This is a genomic window from Pedococcus sp. P3_C7 (genome assembly GCF_056402615.1).
Window position 1 is genome coordinate 119,723 of record NZ_JBFUHC010000006.1, and the last position, 14,395, is coordinate 134,117.

Below are 14,395 nucleotides of genomic sequence, written 5' to 3' on the forward strand. Positions count from 1 at the left end.
GCAACCGGCTACTCCTTGTCGTCCTCGCCCTCGTCGTCGGCCGGGAGGAGGCCTTCCTTGTGCGCCCGCGCGACGATCTCGCGGACGTTGGTGAGGGTCCCGACCCCGGCCTCGAGGAGGCGGTTGCGTTCGGTCGCCCACTTCACGCCGAGGTCCTGGCGGACCTCCTCCGACACCTCGGTGCGGGCCGGGTTGAGGATCGTCTGCTCCTCCTCGCCGATGTGGTGGTTGAGCGCGGTGGCGAGGTCCTCGACGGCGTCGTCGAACTTCTGGGTGTCGGTGCCCTTGCACTCCAGGAGCGCCAGCAGGGCCTCGTTGCCCTCAGCGTGTTCCTCCTCGCCGTGCTCGGCCTCGTGGGCCGTGATGGCGTCCTTGCGCTTGAGGCTCGCATAGACCTTCGCCTCCTCCGCCTCACCATGGGCGATGAGGACCGCGGCCAGGGTGGCCCGGGCCGCCTCGCGGTCCGCCGTGGCGTCGCGCAGGTCGCGCAGGAGTGCCTCGAAGAATCGGTGGTCGTCGAGGATCAGCTCGACGACGTCGCCGTTGGTCGGCCGGGGGATCTCGTAGTCCGTCATGTCCATACCCTCTCCCACCTGCGGCGATGCCACACCTCGGGGGTCGCGGCGAGACGACGTCCCACCCACCGGACGCCTGGTTTGAAGTCGGGACGCGGGTTGCGACACGGTGGAGGGGTCCTGACCTCCATAGCCTGACACCGTCGGAAAAGAAGGAGCCACATGCTCACCCTGACCGAGAACGCCAGCACGATCGTCAAGACCCTCGTGGACCAGAACCTCAGCACCGAGGACGCGGGTCTGCGCTTCAGCCAGGAAGGCGTCGACTCCGGCGGCCTGACGGTGACCACCGCCGAGCAGGCCCTGCCCGGTGACGCCGTCGTCGAGCAGGACGGCGCCAAGGTCTACCTCGACGAGACCGCCGCCGTGGCCCTGGGCGACCAGGTGCTCGATGCCGCGGTGGACGAGACCGGGGGTGTGCAGTTCAGCCTGCTCCCCTCCTCCCCCACGGTCTGACCGACCAAAGTCACGGAGCCCGATCGCTGTGCGGTCGGGCTCCGCCGCGTTCGGCCCTGCTCGCATCCCTTGCCAGGGCGGCGCTCAGGCCACGACGTCGGGCAGGCGTGGGCCTGCGAACCAGATCTTCGTCTCGCCGTAGCGTCGCTCCCCCTCGCGCTCGAGCTCCTCGGGCCAGGCCGGTTCCGGTGACCTCGCGGACCGTTCGACCACCACCAGCGCCTCGGGATCGAGCCACTCCTGCTCCACCAGGGCGACGAGGTCCGCGGCCAGCTCCTCCTCGCCGAGCTCGTACGGCGGATCGAGGAAGACCAGCGTCTGTGGCTGCGCCGGAGCCGCAGACAGAGCCCGCTGCACGGTGGCGTGCCGCACCGTGATCCCGGGTATGCCGAGTGCTCCCGCGTTCTGACGGGTCACCTTCGCGGCGGCCTTGTCCGACTCCACGAGCAGCACGGTCGCCGCGCCACGGCTGGCCGCTTCGAGACCGAGGGCGCCGGACCCGGCATACAGGTCCACCACCCGCGCACCGACGAGCACCTCGAGGTGCTCGAGACGCGAGAACAGCGCTTCTCGGACGCGGTCGCTCGTCGGTCGGGTGCCCGAGCCTGCCGGGGTGGCCAGCCGCATGCCCCCGGCCCGCCCACTGATGATCCGCGTCACGGCGGCAACGTAGCAGCGCCGCCGGACCCAGGTCCCTCGCTCAGGGCGCGTGCACCGTCGGGTCGTCCCGCAGCACGTCCAGGAGCAGCGTCAGCACGGCGTCGGGCCGCTCCATCGACGGCAGGTGGCCGGCCCAGTCCAGCTCGACCCACTCGGCCCCCGGGATCTGCCTGCCGAGATGAGCGGCAATGGCGCGGAAGTGGTCCAGGTCGTGCGCGCCCGACACCACCAAGGTGTCCACCGCCAGGGCCGTCGGGTCGACCTCGATCCGGCGCGCCGAAGGCGGCGGGTCCTGTTCGTCGGCCGCCAGCTGGACCTCGTAGGCACGGCGTTGCATCGTCGCGACGAGCTCTCGCACCTCGGGCCCCGCCTCCGGTCCCACCCAGGTGTCCACGGTGAGTGCGGCGGCACCCGCGAGGTCGCCCGCCTCGAGCAGCCGTGCCTCCTCGTCGCCATAGGCCTCCAAGGCCGGCGCGTCTGCTTCGGAGGGCTCCAGCCCGCGATAGCCAGGGCAGAGCAGGACCAGCGAGGAGACCCGCGCCGGATGGGCCGTCGCGAGCTCCATCGCCACCCGCCCGCCGTACGAGGACCCGACCACCGCGGCGCTGCCCACCCCCAGCGAGTCGAGCAGCCCGTCGAGGTCGTCGGCGTCTGCGTACTCCTCGCCCGGTTGCGCCGAGTCGCCGAATCCTCGCAGGTCGGGACGGATCACGCGGAAGGTGTGGCGCAGCCCCGGGACCAGGGGGTCCCACATGCGGCGGTCGGCGACTCCCGCATGGAGCAGCAGGACCGCTGGGCCGGAACCTTCGTCGTCATGGGAGAGCAGCACCCTTCGAGACTAGGGCGAACTCGCATGTGAGCGCCCCTGCAATTTCGGTCAACCCTCGCGTCATCCCCGCTCGAGGAAGGCTGCCTGCTCCTCGTCGAGGCGTTCGCCGACCGCCACGCTGAGCTCGGGGTGGGCCGTGAGGTCGAGGTCGGAGGCCACGAGCTCGGCAGCGTCCTCACGGGCCTGCAGGATGAGCTCTTCGTCGCGCACGAGGGACAAGAACCGGAAGCTGCCCCTTCCCATCCCCCTGGTGGACCGGCCACCACCGCTCTGTCGTCCACTGAGCACGTCACCGGTCCCGCGCAGCTCGAGGTCGAGCTGGGCGAGGGCGAACCCGTCGGTGGTGGCGGCGACTGCCTCGAGTCGTTCGCGGGCTCCCCCGTCGGCCTCGGCACCGGTCATGAGCAGGCACAGGCCGGGGTGTCCCCCACGACCCACGCGTCCACGGAGCTGGTGGAGCTGGGAGACCCCGAACCGGTCTGCGTCCATCACGACCATCACGGTCGCGTTCGCGACGTCGACGCCTACCTCGATGACGGTGGTCGAGACGAGGACTCCGGTCTCTCCGCGGGTGAAGCGCGCCATCGCGGCGTCCTTGTCCTCGGGGGTCATCCGGCCGTGCAGGACGTCGACGGTGATGCCGTGGAGCGCAGGGTCGGACCGCAGCTGCTCGACGACCGCGAGGACGCTGGCCCAGACGCGTGGCGCCGTCGACTCCGCGGGCTCCCCTTCGTCGAGCTCGGCATCCTCGGCCGTCGGGCGCGCGTCGGGAACCTCCTCGTCGGAGACGCCGCTGGAGTCCTCGGTGTCCACGATCCTCGGGCACACGACGTACGCCTGGCGGCCGGTCCGGACCTCCTCGGCGATGCGTTCCCAGGTGCGCTCGACCCATCGGGGGTTGTCGGTCGGGACGACGTGCGTCGTGATGGGGGCGCGACCTCGCGGCAGCTCGGTGAGCGTCGAGGTCTCCATGTCGCCGAACACCGTCATCGTCACGGTCCGTGGGATCGGGGTGGCCGTCATCACGAGCACATGGGGCGGTTGCCTTGCCTTGTCCCGCATGGCATCTCGCTGCTCGACCCCGAAGCGGTGCTGCTCGTCGACGACGACGAGGGCGAGGTCGAAGAACTGGACGTGCTCCTGGATCAGGGCATGTGTGCCGATCACGATGCCGGCGTCGCCGCTCGCCAGGTCGAGCAGCGACTTCTTCCGGGCGGCCGCCGACTGACTGCCGGTGAGCAGTGCGACCTGCGTCCCGATCTCGCTGCCTCCGAGCATTCCGCGCTCGGCAAGCTCCCCGAGCATCGCTGTGATCGAGCGATGGTGTTGTGCCGCAAGGACTTCCGTGGGGGCAAGCAGTGCAGCCTGACCACCTGCGTCGACGGCCGCCAGCATGGCCCGCAGCGCGATGACCGTCTTCCCGGAGCCGACCTCACCTTGCAGCAGGCGGTTCATGGGGGTGTCGCCGGACATCTCGCGGGCGAGGGTCGCCCCGATCTCCCGCTGACCCTCCGTCAGCTCGAACGGCAGCCGGGCGTCGAACGCGTCGAGCAGCCCACCCACGAGGGGCGTCCGCGCGACCGCGGTGTGCTGGAGGGCTGCCCGGGCACGACGCTGCGCCAGCAACGTCTGCAGGACCAGGGCCTCCTCGTAGCGCATCCGCTGACGGGCGCGATAGACCTCCGGCATCTCCCTCGGGACGTGGATGCCGCGAAGAGCTTCCAGCCGACCGGGCAGGCCGCGCCGCTGTCGCAGGTCGGCGGGGACCGGATCCGGCAGCGCGTCGAGCTGGTCAAGCGTCAGGCGCACGCACTCGGCAACGGCCCAGTTCTGCATGCCTTTGACCTGGAGGTAGACCGGGATCGGCCCACGGTCGGTGGCGGCATCGCCGAGTCCGCCGTGCATGAGCTGGTATGCCGGGTGCGCCAGCTGCCATCTCCCGCGGTACTTCCCGACGGTGCCGGCGAACAAAGCCGTCGTGCCGGGCACCAGGGAGTCCTTGTGCCCCCACGCCTTGAAGAAGACCAGGTCCACCTCGTGTGCGCCATCGGTGATGGTGACGGTGAGCATCTCGCCACGGCGGTTCTTCATCGACCGGGTCGCTGCGGTCTTGACGGTGGCCACCGCCACGACGTACATCCCGACGTGCAGCATGCCGAGGTCAGCGCTGTGTTCGAGGTAGCGCCGCGGCCAGAACTCCAGCAGGTCCCCCACGACGTTGATCCCTCGGTGCTTCGCCAGCTTGGGCGCGGCCGTGGAGACGATCTGTGAGAGCTTGGTGGACTGCGTGACCACACCGACCACGCCTACTCGACTCCGAGCAACAAGGGGTAGTGCGGCTGGCCGCCGTCGATCAGGCTGACCTCGACGTCCCGGTGCCCGCGCTCGATGCGGGCGCCGMGCGACTCGGTGAGTCCGGGTGGCGCGTCGGCGCCACCGATCACGGTGACGATCTCGCCGCCACTGCTCAGCAGCCTGGCCACCACGTCGATGGCGACCTCCTCGAGGTCGGCGCCCACGATGACGACATCTCCCGCGACGGCACCCAGGACGTCTCCGGGCTCGCACGGGCCCGCGCTGGTCAGGGCCTGCTTGCTCGCCACAGCCACCGCGCCATGGCGGGTCGCAGCCGCCGCGTGGCTCATCTGGGCGGCGTTGCGTGAACCGCTCGCGGTCGGGTCGAAGACCGCCAGCGCCGCCAGGCCCTGGACAGCTGTCCGCGAGCGCACGACGTGCAGCATGATCCCGTCCTGCTCGGCCGCACTCGCCGCGGCCTCGGCCGCCATGACGGTGTCGCCGTCGTTGGGCAGCACGATCACCTCGAGCGCATGCACCGAGCGGGCCGCGTCGAGCAGCTTTCCTGCTGACGCACGCCGGCCCGGCCCGCTCTCGACGACCTTGGCCCCCGCCTGCCCGAGCACCGCCGCCAGCCCCGGACCCGCCGCACAGGCGACGACGGCAACACCGGCCGCGGGGTGGGCACCGCCGACCTGGTCCGCTCGGTCACCCTGACCTGCACGATCACCGTGGGTGGCACGATCACCCTGAGAGGCAAAGTGAGTCACCCGGACGCGGTAGGGACGCCCTGCCTCGATCCCCGCCTCCACAGCGGCTCCGACGTCGTCGACGTGCACGTGGACGTTCCACAGGTCGGGACCGCCGACGACGAGCAGCGAGTCACCGAGCGCGTCCAAGGTGTCGCGCAGCACCGCCGCCCGCTCCTCGTCGCTGTCGCGCAGCAGGTACATGACCTCGTAGGCCGGCCCGCCGGGGACGAGGTCGCCCTCGCCCGTGGGCGAGCCGCCAGAGGCGCCCATCGGCGCGACCACGCCGCCGGCCTGGCTCCAGTCCTCTCGGCGGTGCATGGTGTCGTCGGCGAAGACCTCCATCCGCTCTCCGACGTGGGTTCCGTCCTGGTGCACGACCCGCGCGAGAGCCTCGAGGAGCAGGAGGTAGCCCGCGGCTCCTGCATCGACGACGCCCGCGCGCTCCAGGGCGGGCAGCTGGGCGGTCGTGGCCTTCAGGGCCTCGGTGGCAGCGTCGAGGGCGTCCTCCGCCACGGCGACCAGCCCACGGTCGACGGCGGCCGCACCCGCGCTTGCTGCCGCCCGAGCGACGGTGAGGATGGTCCCCTCGGCCGGCCTGGTCACACTCGCGTAGGCACGCTGGCTGGCGCGCTCCAGTCCATCCGCAATCGTCCCGGCATCGGCGAGGTCCTTGCCGCTCTCCGCGATGGCCTCGGCGAAACCGCGGACCAGCTGGCTGAGGATCACGCCGGAGTTGCCACGGGCCGTCAGCAGCAGGGAGCGCGCCATGGCGCTGCACTCCTGCTCGAGCGAGGCGGCACCGAGGATGCCGGCCCTCTCGTGCTCGGTGCGGACCGAGTCGAGCGCCGCGTCGAGGCTGAGGTAGAGATTGGTGCCCGTGTCACCGTCGGGGACGGGAAAGACGTTGAGCGCGTCGATCTCGGCCCGTCGCGCGGCGAAGGCGGCGCGCGTGAGCACGGCCCATCGCCTCGCGTCCACGGCACTGAGGGCTTCGAGCACGGTGGCAGGCTAGTCGCAGACGCCCTCGTCAGCCCCGTTTTGGCCGTTGCGCCACACCTCGGCTACGCTTGACCGGTTCCCATGGACCTCTGCGTCGCTGGCCTGTGCCCGCGCGAGGAGACACCGGGAGCGCCCCATTTCTTGTACCAATCGATTTCAGGAGAACACCCGTGGCTGCCAACTGCGACGTCTGCGGCAAGGGACCGGGCTTCGGTCACAACATTTCGCACTCGCACCGCCGCACCAAGCGTCGCTGGAACCCCAACATCCAGCGCGTCAAGGCCCTGGTGGGCGACGCGGGCGTGACCCCGAAGCGTCTCAATGTCTGCACCTCGTGCCTCAAGGCCGGCAAGGTCAAGCGCTGACCCTGCCCCTGCGGCATACCGAAACGAGCCGATCTCCCCACCGGGAGGTCGGCTCCTTTCATGCCTGTCCCTGAAGTGTCTGATTTCATGCTTCAACCCCTGAAGTGATCCCAGCCGCGCGGCTGCTGCACCACGCCGTCGAGCGTGACGCCCTCGCCCGCCTCGACCACGCCGATGGTGCGCCAGCCGTCCGGGACGCCCACGGGAAAGGTTGCCAGGAGGCTGTGCTCCTCGCCGCCCGCGAGCACGCACTCCCAGGCAGCGTCACCGACCGCCTGCTCGACGGCGGCGAGGTCGTCGTGCAGCGCCGCCGGGGACAGAGCGAGGCGCGCTCCGCTGGCCTGGGCGATGCGGTGTCCGTCGCGCAGCAAGCCGTCGGACAGGTCGATCATGGCGCTCGCGCCGGCTTCGGCCGCCTGCCTCCCGGCGATCACGTGGACCCTGGGTCGCAGGTGGTGAGCCAGGCAGGCCGCGGGTATGCCGGCCGCAGCCGCTCGGGGGTCGGCGCCCCCCTCGAGCATGGCCAGGCCGGCGGCGGAGCGGCCCAGGGTGCCGTAGACCGCGACGACATGGCCCGGCCGAGCACCGCTGCGCAGCACAGGTTCGCGGCCGTCCAGGTCACCGAGCGCCGTCACCGACACCATGAGCACGCCGGCCGGCGCCGATGACAGGTCGCCACCGGCGACGACGACCCCCAGCGCGGCCGCATCTTCCCCGAGGGTGCGCGCGAACTCGACCACCCAGTCCAGCGGGGTCGCCGGGTCGGCGACGAGCGACACCAGGATCGCGGTGGACCGCGCGCCCATGGCCGCGACGTCGGCGAGGTTCTGGGTGAGCAGCTTGGTTGCGACGTCAGCCGCCGTCGACCACTCGTCGAGCCAGTCGCGGCCGCGGACCATCGAGTCCGTGGTCGCCACGGTGGTCGAACCGGTGCGAAGGACCGCGGCGTCGTCACCGGGGCCGACCGCCAATGACGGACCAGCCTCGAAGAACGGGAAGATCCGCTGAAGCAGGTCCGACTCGGACACCTCCGCCAGCGTCAGCGCGGCCGTGACCATGACTTGACCTCCTCGTGACGGCCCGGGGGAGACGGGCGGGACACGGGCACGGTAGCGTCTGCCGTGGCCGAGGTGCGCCCCCGGCCATGCGGTTCTCCGGGGTCGTGGAAACAGGCTCTGTCTCAAGAGCAGGCTGTGCACAAGGAAACAGGCTCAACCTGTTGTCAACAGAAAGTGTGAGGTGTCTCGTGGTGGTCCAGGCTTACATCCTGATCCAGACCGAAGTCGGCAAGGCGGCGTCCGTTGCCGAGGCCATTGCCGCAATTTCCGGTGTAGTCCTCGCCGAGGACGTGACCGGGCCCTACGACGTGATCGCCCGTGTCGAGGCCAACACCGTTGACGAGCTGGGCAAGCTGGTCATCGCCAAGATCCAGGACGTGCCGGGCATCACCCGCACCCTGACCTGCACCGTCGTCCACGTCTGAGCGTCCCACCGACCTCTGTGTGCCCCGGCGCCCGCCACGCGGCCGCGCGCCCACTGCGCACCACGACCACCGGCCTCCTCGTCCTCGGGGTGGCCGGTGGTCTGCTGTCAGGGTGTTCCGACTCGGTCGAGGTCATCCCTCCCCCGCACGACGCAGCCTGTGAGTCCGCCACCGCGTTGTGGCCGGCGAAGGTGGCGGGCAAGGAACCCCGGACAGTGGACAGTGGGCAGCGCACCACGGGCCCCACAGGCAGGGATGCCAGGGCGTGGGGCGACCCCGCCGTCATCGCGTCGTGCGGCTGGCCGGCGCTCGGCGCCACCGACAAGGAGTGCCTTGACGTCGACGGCGTCTACTGGGTCGTCGAGCGGCTCGGGGACGGCGTGAAGTTCACGTCCTTCGGACGCGCGCCGGCGATCGAGGTGCTCGTGCCGGACTCCTACAAACCCGAGCCCCTGCTGCTCCCTGCCTTCGGACCAGCTGCCAAGGCGCTGCCCACCAACGGCCGCTCCTGCAAGTGACGGCCGGGGTGGGTCAGACACGTCCGACACCGTTGGTTGTCAGCGACTGGACACGACTGACCAGCTCGCGCCCCCGAAACGGCTTGACCATGTAGTCATCGGCTCCTGCGGTGAAGGCTTGGTCGATGTCGGCCTCCTGGGCTCGAGACGTCAGGAGCAGGACGGGGATGTTCTTGGCCCGAGGGTCCGCACGCAGGGCCCGGCAGACCTCGACCCCGCTCAGCCCGGGCATCATCCAGTCCAGGATCACCAGGTCGGGTTGCTGCGTCAGGGCAGTGGCCAGTCCCGCGTCACCGTTGCCCTCGGCGAGCACGTCGTAGCCGGCGCGACTCAGCAAGCTGATGACGAGATCTTGGATGTCCACATCGTCTTCCACAACGAGAACCTTCATCGGTGGTCCCTTCGCGCGGCTCGTCTCGCGGCCGCCGTCGACCGTTCGGCCAGCGTACGCGTGGTGACTGCCGGCCACGCCCACGCGAGCAGTCGCCGATCAGCCAGCCAGGCCAGGCGGTTTGCCCAATCGATCGTCGTCGGGCAGTCTCACCATCGTGGACCGCGTGGAATTCCTGCGACTCAGAACCGCGCTGACATCCAACCTGCCGCCGGCATCTGGTGCGCTCATCGACGCCGCTGCAGCCAGGCTTCGTCAACGACTGGTGTCGAGCGTCATGTTCGCTCACGTCGAGGTGGAGGCCACGGAGGACCCCGACCGTCTTCTGGTCGCCCTGGTCCGCTACCGGCCCGGCACGCCCGAGCGTCAGGTGTCCAGCTTCCTCGAGGCGGTGTGGATCTCCGAGCTGCGTCTCCCCGGTCTGGATGTGTTCCACTTTCTCGCCGAGGACGGGCAGGTCGAGCTCGAGTCCGTGACGGGAGACCCGGAGTCCGGGTACTTCCTCAGCCTGAACCTGATAGCAGTCGAGGGCAGCGCCGAGGACTTCGAGGGCAGGGCCGAAGGCTTCGAGGGCAGCGCAGACTTCGAGACCCAGCCTCCGGTCGAGACCGATGCCCCGCCCACGAAGAAGCGGTGGTTCCGCAGCTAGCCGCCGTCATGGGCGCCCGTCGCGTGTGGACTCCCAGCGGTGACGGAGCGCTCAGCGGAGTCCGACGGGGCGGGTCAGGGCGAGCTGGATGAGCTCGTCGATCAACTCCGGGTACGGCAGCCCCGTCGCCTCCCACATCTGGGGATACATCGAGTGCGGCGTGAAACCGGGCATCGTGTTGATCTCGTTGATGACGACGTCGCCGGTGTCGGTGTAGAAGCAGTCCACCCGCGCCAGTCCCTCGCAGCCGAGCGCCTCGAACGCGGCACCCGCGAGCCGCTGGACCTCGGCCGACACCGAGTCGGGCACGTTGGCCGGGCACGACAGCACCGCACCGTCGTCGAGGTACTTGGCCTCGAAGTCGTAGAACTCGTGACCGCCCGCGGTCGTCACCTCGATCTCGCCGACGTGTGAGACCCGCGGCGCGTCGGTCCCACGTCCCTGGAGCACCGCACACTCGATCTCGCGTCCCACGATGCCCTGCTCGACGATGACCTTGCGGTCGTGCTCGCGGGCGATCTCGATGGCCGCCTCGAGCGCCTCGGGTGTCGACACCTTCGAGATGCCCATGCTCGAGCCGGCCCGCGACGGCTTCACGAAGACGGGGTAGTCCAACGCACCGACGGCGTCCATCGCCGCGGCCTTGTCGCGCCGCCACTGCGAGTCGGTGATCACGGCATACGGGCCGACCGGGAGTCCGGCGCCGGCAAACAGGACCTTCATGTAGTGCTTGTCCATCCCCGCGGCGGACGCGAAGACGCCGGACCCGACGTAGCGGATGTCGGCCATCTCGAACATGCCCTGGATGGTGCCGTCCTCGCCGAAAGGCCCGTGCAGCAACGGAAAGACGACGTCGACCTCGCCGAGGCTCCTCGGGACCTCCTGGGGCTCCAGGGTGGTGAGCGTGCGATCCGTCGTGGCCAGCGGCACGACCACGCCAGCGCCTCCCGGCGCGACCTCGGGCGTGCTGTCGGCGGTCAGCTCGAGCAGCTGCGGGTCGCCGTCGGAGAGCACCCAGTGCCCGTCCCGGGAGATGCCGATCGGGATGACCTCGTAGGCGTCGCGGTCGATCGCCCGCATCACCCCAGCCGCGGTCGCACACGAGACCGCGTGCTCCGACGAGCGGCCACCGAAGACGATGGCGACTCGAGGCTTGTGGGTCGCTGGCTGGTCCGTAGTCATCGCCGCCGAGCGTATCCCGACCATCCGCCGGGCACCCCGCGCGGCTCGCCTGGCGGCGCCTCTACGCTGGCCGCGTGAACCATGAGCACCTGTCCCCCGCGTCCCGCGTCGTCGCCCTGGGACGCCAGTCCCGTATGCCGGGTGCCGGGGTCAACGCGCCCCTCGAGTTCACGTCGACCTACATCGCGGACGGGCCGGTGAACTACGCGCGCGCCGGGAACCCGACGTGGTCGGCCTTCGAGGAGGCGCTGGGCGGACTCGAGGGCGGGGATGCCCTCGTCTTCGCCTCCGGGATGGCCGCCGTGTCGGCGGCACTCTCGCTCGTTCCGCACGGGGGCGCCGTCGTGGTGCCGGCCCACGCCTACAACGGCACGACCACGCTGCTCGACCAGCTCGCCGACTCCGGTGCCGTCGTGGTCCGGCGGGTCGACCCCACCGACCAGGAAGCCGTGCGCGTCGCCGTCGAGGGCGCGGCACTGTTGTGGATCGAGTCGCCCACCAACCCCATGCTCGAGGTGTCCGACATCCGGGCCCTGGTCGCGATGGCCCGCGAGTCGGGCGCGCTGACCGTCTGCGACAACACGTTCGCCACCCCGTTGGTGCAGCAGCCGCTCGCCGACGGCGTCGACGTCGTCCTCCACTCGGTGACCAAGTACCTCTCCGGCCATTCCGACGTGATCCTCGGCGCCCTCGTCACCCCGCTCACGGAAGCTGGTCGCGGGTTGCACGCCCGTCTGTCGACCGCACGCCTCCTGGGTGGTGGCATCGCCGGACCGATGGAGACCTGGCTGGCGCTGCGCGGTCTGCGCACCCTGCACGTGCGGCTCGAGCGGGCCACCGCCAACGCCCGCGAGCTCGCCGCCCGGCTCGAGGGGCATCCCGCAGTGAGCCTGACGCGCTATCCCGGTTTCGGCGCGATCATCGCGATCGAGGTACAGGGTGGCGCCGAGGCGGCGGAGCGGGTTGCCACCAGCACCGCCCTGTGGACGCACGCCACCAGTCTGGGGGGTGTCGAGTCCCAGATCGAGAGGCGCCGTCGGTATGCCGCTGAGCCGCCGACCGTCCCCGACGCCCTGCTCCGGCTGTCCGTCGGCATCGAGGACGTCGACGACCTCTGGCACGACCTTGACCGCGCGCTGACGGACCGGTGACATGGAACGCGTCCTGGGAATCGGCGGCTACTTCGTGCGGTCCTCGGACCCGGCGTCCCTCTTCGCGTGGTACCGAGACTGCCTTGGCCTCGAGGTCGACGAGACCGGAGTCTGGGAGCAAGGGGCCGGGCCGACCGTTTTCGCGGCGTTCGAGTCCGGGACCGACTACTTCGGGTCCAGCACGCAGCAGGCGATGCTCAACTTCCGGGTCAGCGACCTGGACGCCATGCTCGAGCAGCTGCGCAGCAAGGGGGCGGACGTGGCGCCGGAGACGCAGGAGATGGAGGGAGTGGGTCGATTCGGCTGGGTCACCGATCCCGAGGGCACGCGGATCGAGCTCTGGCAGCCCACCTGACCGTTCCAGCGTCATGAGTCCGCCGTTTGCGCGTCCTTTGGGTAGTCGACCAAAGGAGAACCACCGCATGGCCCAGGACGAGGACCGCCGCAGTCGTACCCGCGGCGCCATCATCATCACTCTGCTGTGCGCCGCCCTCGGCGCCGGAGCGGCGACCTCTGCGGTCGCCACAGTGCTGCACGTACAGCAGCCGGACGACCAAGGAGCGACCCTGCTTGGCCCCGCCGACGTGCTGGACCCTGCATCGGTCATCTCCTACGGCGGCTGACCGGTCCGGCTGAGCAGACGTCTCAGGGCAAACGCCCAAGGCACGGGGCTGGCAACTGCCAGCCTCGTGCCCTGTCGGCTGTCTAGGCCCGGTCGAGGCTGCCCCCGGTGTCCGGGGCGGGCCTCCAGGTCCAGACGCGTTGCCGCGGGCCGGTGGGGGCGGACGTCGAGCTCGGGGTGCCCGGAGACCGGGCGCCGTCGATCGGCGCGGCATGTCTGTGGGCGCCGTAGCTCGTGACCACCCGCTCGGCGACGAGGTGTTGACTTCGGGGCATCAGCCATCCCTTGCCTGGAGTGTGAGGACGGGATCCCAGCGCCGACACCGACAGCGACCAGCCAGCGCTGGGATCCCTGCCCTGGGCATCGGTGAGGCCCCGGGCACTTATGGAGACGCGCGTGCGCGACAGAAGTGACTCCGCCACCGACAAAGCGCCCATCAGGGGCTTGGCTCCCCGCTCTCGTCCCGTCATCGGCTCCTCCTGTCGTTCGATCAGCTGCAGAGGCTGACGGCTGCCACGGTGTAGGTGCGAGTCGCCGACGCGGCGGAGGTCCACGTGGTGGCGCCGTAGTTCCGGTTGGCCTGGAGCCACGCGGTGCCGCCGGAGATCGCTGCGACGACCGTCGTGGAGGTCCCCGTGACGGCCTTCGTCTGGGCGCCACCGGCGCCGTAGTGCAGGGTGTAGCTCGTCGCGCCGGCGACGGCGGTCCAGTTGAAGGCCACGGAGAGAACCCCCAGCCCTCCGCAGGTGAACGTGGCGGGCGCCGGGACCGTGTAGGTCCCCACGGTGCTGCCGGAGACGGCCACCGGGTCAGTCCAGGCGGCTCGCGCGGGGGCCGCTGAGAAGGTCCCCGACCCCAGGACGGCTGCCGCAGCGACTGCCCGGAGCGAGGTCCGTGCCGAGTGGCGCGGGATCCTCTTCCTGGGACCGGGCGACGACCTCTCGGCCTCCTGGACACGCTCGGGCCCACTCCCCGACGACAGCGGGGCCGCTCCTCGCAGGACGAGCGCAAGGAGGAGGCCGGCATACCCCGCCAGCACGAAGACGCCAGGGGTCCGCGAGAGCCACGCGAGGAGCACACCGGCCCGGGGCACCGACAGGAGGACTCGCGGCGCCGCCTCGACCTCGTAGGGCTGGTCGTCGGCCCCGGGGTTCGCGTCTCCGCGCAGCCGCAGGGTTGCCGACCTGTCGTGGTGGGTGATGGCGACGATGCGGTGGGTGACCTGTGCCTCGCCGGCCCGCACGGCGACGACGTCACCGGCGCGCAGGTCTGCGGCTGGCACGGGGCGGGCCACGGCGAGGCTTCCGGCCGGGATCGTGGGAGACATCGAACCGGAGAGGAAGATCACCGGCCGGACCCCGAAGGCCACGCCGGCCACCGTCATGACCAGGCACAGCACCCCGATGGCAGCACCCAGGGACAGGGCCAGGTGGCCCACCCGGTGGAGTGCTCGTCGAGGAGTCATGGG

18 protein-coding genes are annotated in these 14,395 nt (G+C 70.7%); 8 read left to right on the plus strand and 10 right to left on the minus strand.

All coding sequences use genetic code 11. From position 1 onward, the window contains the following. Nucleotides 1-8: 8 nt before the first annotated feature. Nucleotides 9-575 (minus strand): hemerythrin domain-containing protein, encoded by a 567-nt coding sequence (locus AC1DS4_RS08875; protein ID WP_477623346.1) that lies wholly within the window; start codon nucleotides 573-575, stop codon nucleotides 9-11. 162 nt (nucleotides 576-737) lie between these two features. Between AC1DS4_RS08875 and AC1DS4_RS08880 the strand changes: the two genes are divergently transcribed. Then, nucleotides 738-1,031: a hypothetical protein gene (locus AC1DS4_RS08880; protein ID WP_477623345.1), complete on the plus strand. Its 294-nt coding sequence runs from the start codon at nucleotides 738-740 to the stop codon at nucleotides 1,029-1,031. Between the two features lie 84 nt (nucleotides 1,032-1,115). Here the strand turns inward: AC1DS4_RS08880 and rsmD are convergent, their stop codons facing one another. From rsmD to AC1DS4_RS08900, 4 genes are read right to left on the minus strand one after another with little or no spacing between them, the layout of a single operon-like run. After that, on the minus strand, nucleotides 1,116-1,691 hold the full coding sequence (gene rsmD / locus AC1DS4_RS08885; protein WP_477615499.1) for a 16S rRNA (guanine(966)-N(2))-methyltransferase RsmD: 576 nt from the start codon (nucleotides 1,689-1,691) through the stop codon (nucleotides 1,116-1,118). A gap of 40 nt (nucleotides 1,692-1,731) precedes the next feature. Continuing rightward, nucleotides 1,732-2,520: an alpha/beta fold hydrolase gene (locus tag AC1DS4_RS08890; RefSeq protein WP_477615500.1), complete on the minus strand. Its 789-nt coding sequence runs from the start codon at nucleotides 2,518-2,520 to the stop codon at nucleotides 1,732-1,734. A gap of 60 nt (nucleotides 2,521-2,580) precedes the next feature. After that, nucleotides 2,581-4,815, minus strand: a complete 2,235-nt coding sequence (locus AC1DS4_RS08895) for an ATP-dependent DNA helicase RecG (protein ID WP_477632716.1) — start codon at nucleotides 4,813-4,815, stop codon at nucleotides 2,581-2,583. An 11-nt stretch (nucleotides 4,816-4,826) separates the two neighbouring features. Further along, the gene (locus tag AC1DS4_RS08900; protein ID WP_477646024.1) at nucleotides 4,827-6,566 is read right to left on the minus strand and encodes a DAK2 domain-containing protein; all 1,740 of its coding nucleotides are present in this window, start codon (nucleotides 6,564-6,566) and stop codon (nucleotides 4,827-4,829) included. 170 nt (nucleotides 6,567-6,736) lie between these two features. Here AC1DS4_RS08900 and rpmB point away from each other — a divergent pair, with 170 nt between their 5' ends. Further along, nucleotides 6,737-6,931, plus strand: a complete 195-nt coding sequence (gene rpmB / locus AC1DS4_RS08905) for a 50S ribosomal protein L28 (protein ID WP_056922510.1) — start codon at nucleotides 6,737-6,739, stop codon at nucleotides 6,929-6,931. A gap of 92 nt (nucleotides 6,932-7,023) precedes the next feature. Here the strand turns inward: rpmB and thiL are convergent, their stop codons facing one another. Continuing rightward, the gene (gene thiL / locus AC1DS4_RS08910) at nucleotides 7,024-7,989 is read right to left on the minus strand and encodes a thiamine-phosphate kinase (RefSeq protein ID WP_477632718.1); all 966 of its coding nucleotides are present in this window, start codon (nucleotides 7,987-7,989) and stop codon (nucleotides 7,024-7,026) included. Nucleotides 7,990-8,180: 191 nt separating this feature from the next. Between thiL and AC1DS4_RS08915 the strand changes: the two genes are divergently transcribed. After that, on the plus strand, nucleotides 8,181-8,414 hold the full coding sequence (locus AC1DS4_RS08915) for an Lrp/AsnC ligand binding domain-containing protein (RefSeq protein WP_140741828.1): 234 nt from the start codon (nucleotides 8,181-8,183) through the stop codon (nucleotides 8,412-8,414). Between the two features lie 17 nt (nucleotides 8,415-8,431). Continuing rightward, nucleotides 8,432-8,932 carry a hypothetical protein gene (locus tag AC1DS4_RS08920; protein WP_477632719.1) on the plus strand — a complete coding sequence of 167 codons (501 nt, stop codon included), beginning with the start codon at nucleotides 8,432-8,434 and terminating at the stop codon, nucleotides 8,930-8,932. Nucleotides 8,933-8,945: 13 nt separating this feature from the next. Here the strand turns inward: AC1DS4_RS08920 and AC1DS4_RS08925 are convergent, their stop codons facing one another. Next, complete coding sequence (locus AC1DS4_RS08925) at nucleotides 8,946-9,308, minus strand: response regulator transcription factor (RefSeq protein ID WP_477632720.1); 363 nt, start codon at nucleotides 9,306-9,308, stop codon at nucleotides 8,946-8,948. Nucleotides 9,309-9,480: 172 nt separating this feature from the next. Here AC1DS4_RS08925 and AC1DS4_RS08930 point away from each other — a divergent pair, with 172 nt between their 5' ends. Next, on the plus strand, nucleotides 9,481-9,972 hold the full coding sequence (locus tag AC1DS4_RS08930; protein ID WP_477615506.1) for a hypothetical protein: 492 nt from the start codon (nucleotides 9,481-9,483) through the stop codon (nucleotides 9,970-9,972). Between the two features lie 51 nt (nucleotides 9,973-10,023). On the opposite strand, the gene AC1DS4_RS08935 is transcribed toward AC1DS4_RS08930, so the two are convergent. Next, nucleotides 10,024-11,154: a D-alanine--D-alanine ligase family protein gene (locus tag AC1DS4_RS08935; protein WP_477615507.1), complete on the minus strand. Its 1,131-nt coding sequence runs from the start codon at nucleotides 11,152-11,154 to the stop codon at nucleotides 10,024-10,026. Between the two features lie 74 nt (nucleotides 11,155-11,228). Here AC1DS4_RS08935 and AC1DS4_RS08940 point away from each other — a divergent pair, with 74 nt between their 5' ends. The 3 genes from AC1DS4_RS08940 to AC1DS4_RS08950 all read left to right on the plus strand — a co-directional run bounded on the left by AC1DS4_RS08940 (nucleotide 11,229) and on the right by AC1DS4_RS08950 (nucleotide 12,928). Next, entirely contained in the window at nucleotides 11,229-12,305 is a 1,077-nt protein-coding gene (locus AC1DS4_RS08940; protein ID WP_477615508.1) for a trans-sulfuration enzyme family protein, read from the plus strand. A 1-nt stretch (nucleotide 12,306) separates the two neighbouring features. Continuing rightward, on the plus strand, nucleotides 12,307-12,660 hold the full coding sequence (locus tag AC1DS4_RS08945; protein ID WP_477615509.1) for a VOC family protein: 354 nt from the start codon (nucleotides 12,307-12,309) through the stop codon (nucleotides 12,658-12,660). 67 nt (nucleotides 12,661-12,727) lie between these two features. Further along, complete coding sequence (locus tag AC1DS4_RS08950; protein WP_477615510.1) at nucleotides 12,728-12,928, plus strand: hypothetical protein; 201 nt, start codon at nucleotides 12,728-12,730, stop codon at nucleotides 12,926-12,928. Between the two features lie 82 nt (nucleotides 12,929-13,010). Here AC1DS4_RS08950 and AC1DS4_RS08955 read toward each other — a convergent pair whose 3' ends face one another. Together AC1DS4_RS08955 and AC1DS4_RS08960 are read right to left on the minus strand one after the other, a co-directional pair. Next, complete coding sequence (locus AC1DS4_RS08955; RefSeq protein WP_477632721.1) at nucleotides 13,011-13,202, minus strand: hypothetical protein; 192 nt, start codon at nucleotides 13,200-13,202, stop codon at nucleotides 13,011-13,013. Between the two features lie 215 nt (nucleotides 13,203-13,417). Then, entirely contained in the window at nucleotides 13,418-14,392 is a 975-nt protein-coding gene (locus tag AC1DS4_RS08960; protein WP_477632722.1) for a signal peptidase I, read from the minus strand. Nucleotides 14,393-14,395: the final 3 nt, after the last annotated feature.

What these genes read in the sequence shown, in the direction of transcription:
- AC1DS4_RS08945 (WP_477615509.1), top strand. Translation starts at nt 12,307, where the DNA reads ATGGAACGCGTCCTGGGAATCGGCGGCTACTTCGTGCGGTCCTCGGAC.
- AC1DS4_RS08880 (WP_477623345.1), top strand. Translation starts at nt 738, where the DNA reads ATGCTCACCCTGACCGAGAACGCCAGCACGATCGTCAAGACCCTCGTG.
- AC1DS4_RS08955 (WP_477632721.1), bottom strand. Translation starts at nt 13,202, where the DNA reads ATGCCCCGAAGTCAACACCTCGTCGCCGAGCGGGTGGTCACGAGCTAC.
- AC1DS4_RS08960 (WP_477632722.1), bottom strand. Translation starts at nt 14,392, where the DNA reads ATGACTCCTCGACGAGCACTCCACCGGGTGGGCCACCTGGCCCTGTCC.
- thiL (WP_477632718.1), bottom strand. Translation starts at nt 7,989, where the DNA reads ATGGTCACGGCCGCGCTGACGCTGGCGGAGGTGTCCGAGTCGGACCTG.
- AC1DS4_RS08935 (WP_477615507.1), bottom strand. Translation starts at nt 11,154, where the DNA reads ATGACTACGGACCAGCCAGCGACCCACAAGCCTCGAGTCGCCATCGTC.
- AC1DS4_RS08950 (WP_477615510.1), top strand. Translation starts at nt 12,728, where the DNA reads ATGGCCCAGGACGAGGACCGCCGCAGTCGTACCCGCGGCGCCATCATC.
- AC1DS4_RS08875 (WP_477623346.1), bottom strand. Translation starts at nt 575, where the DNA reads ATGACGGACTACGAGATCCCCCGGCCGACCAACGGCGACGTCGTCGAG.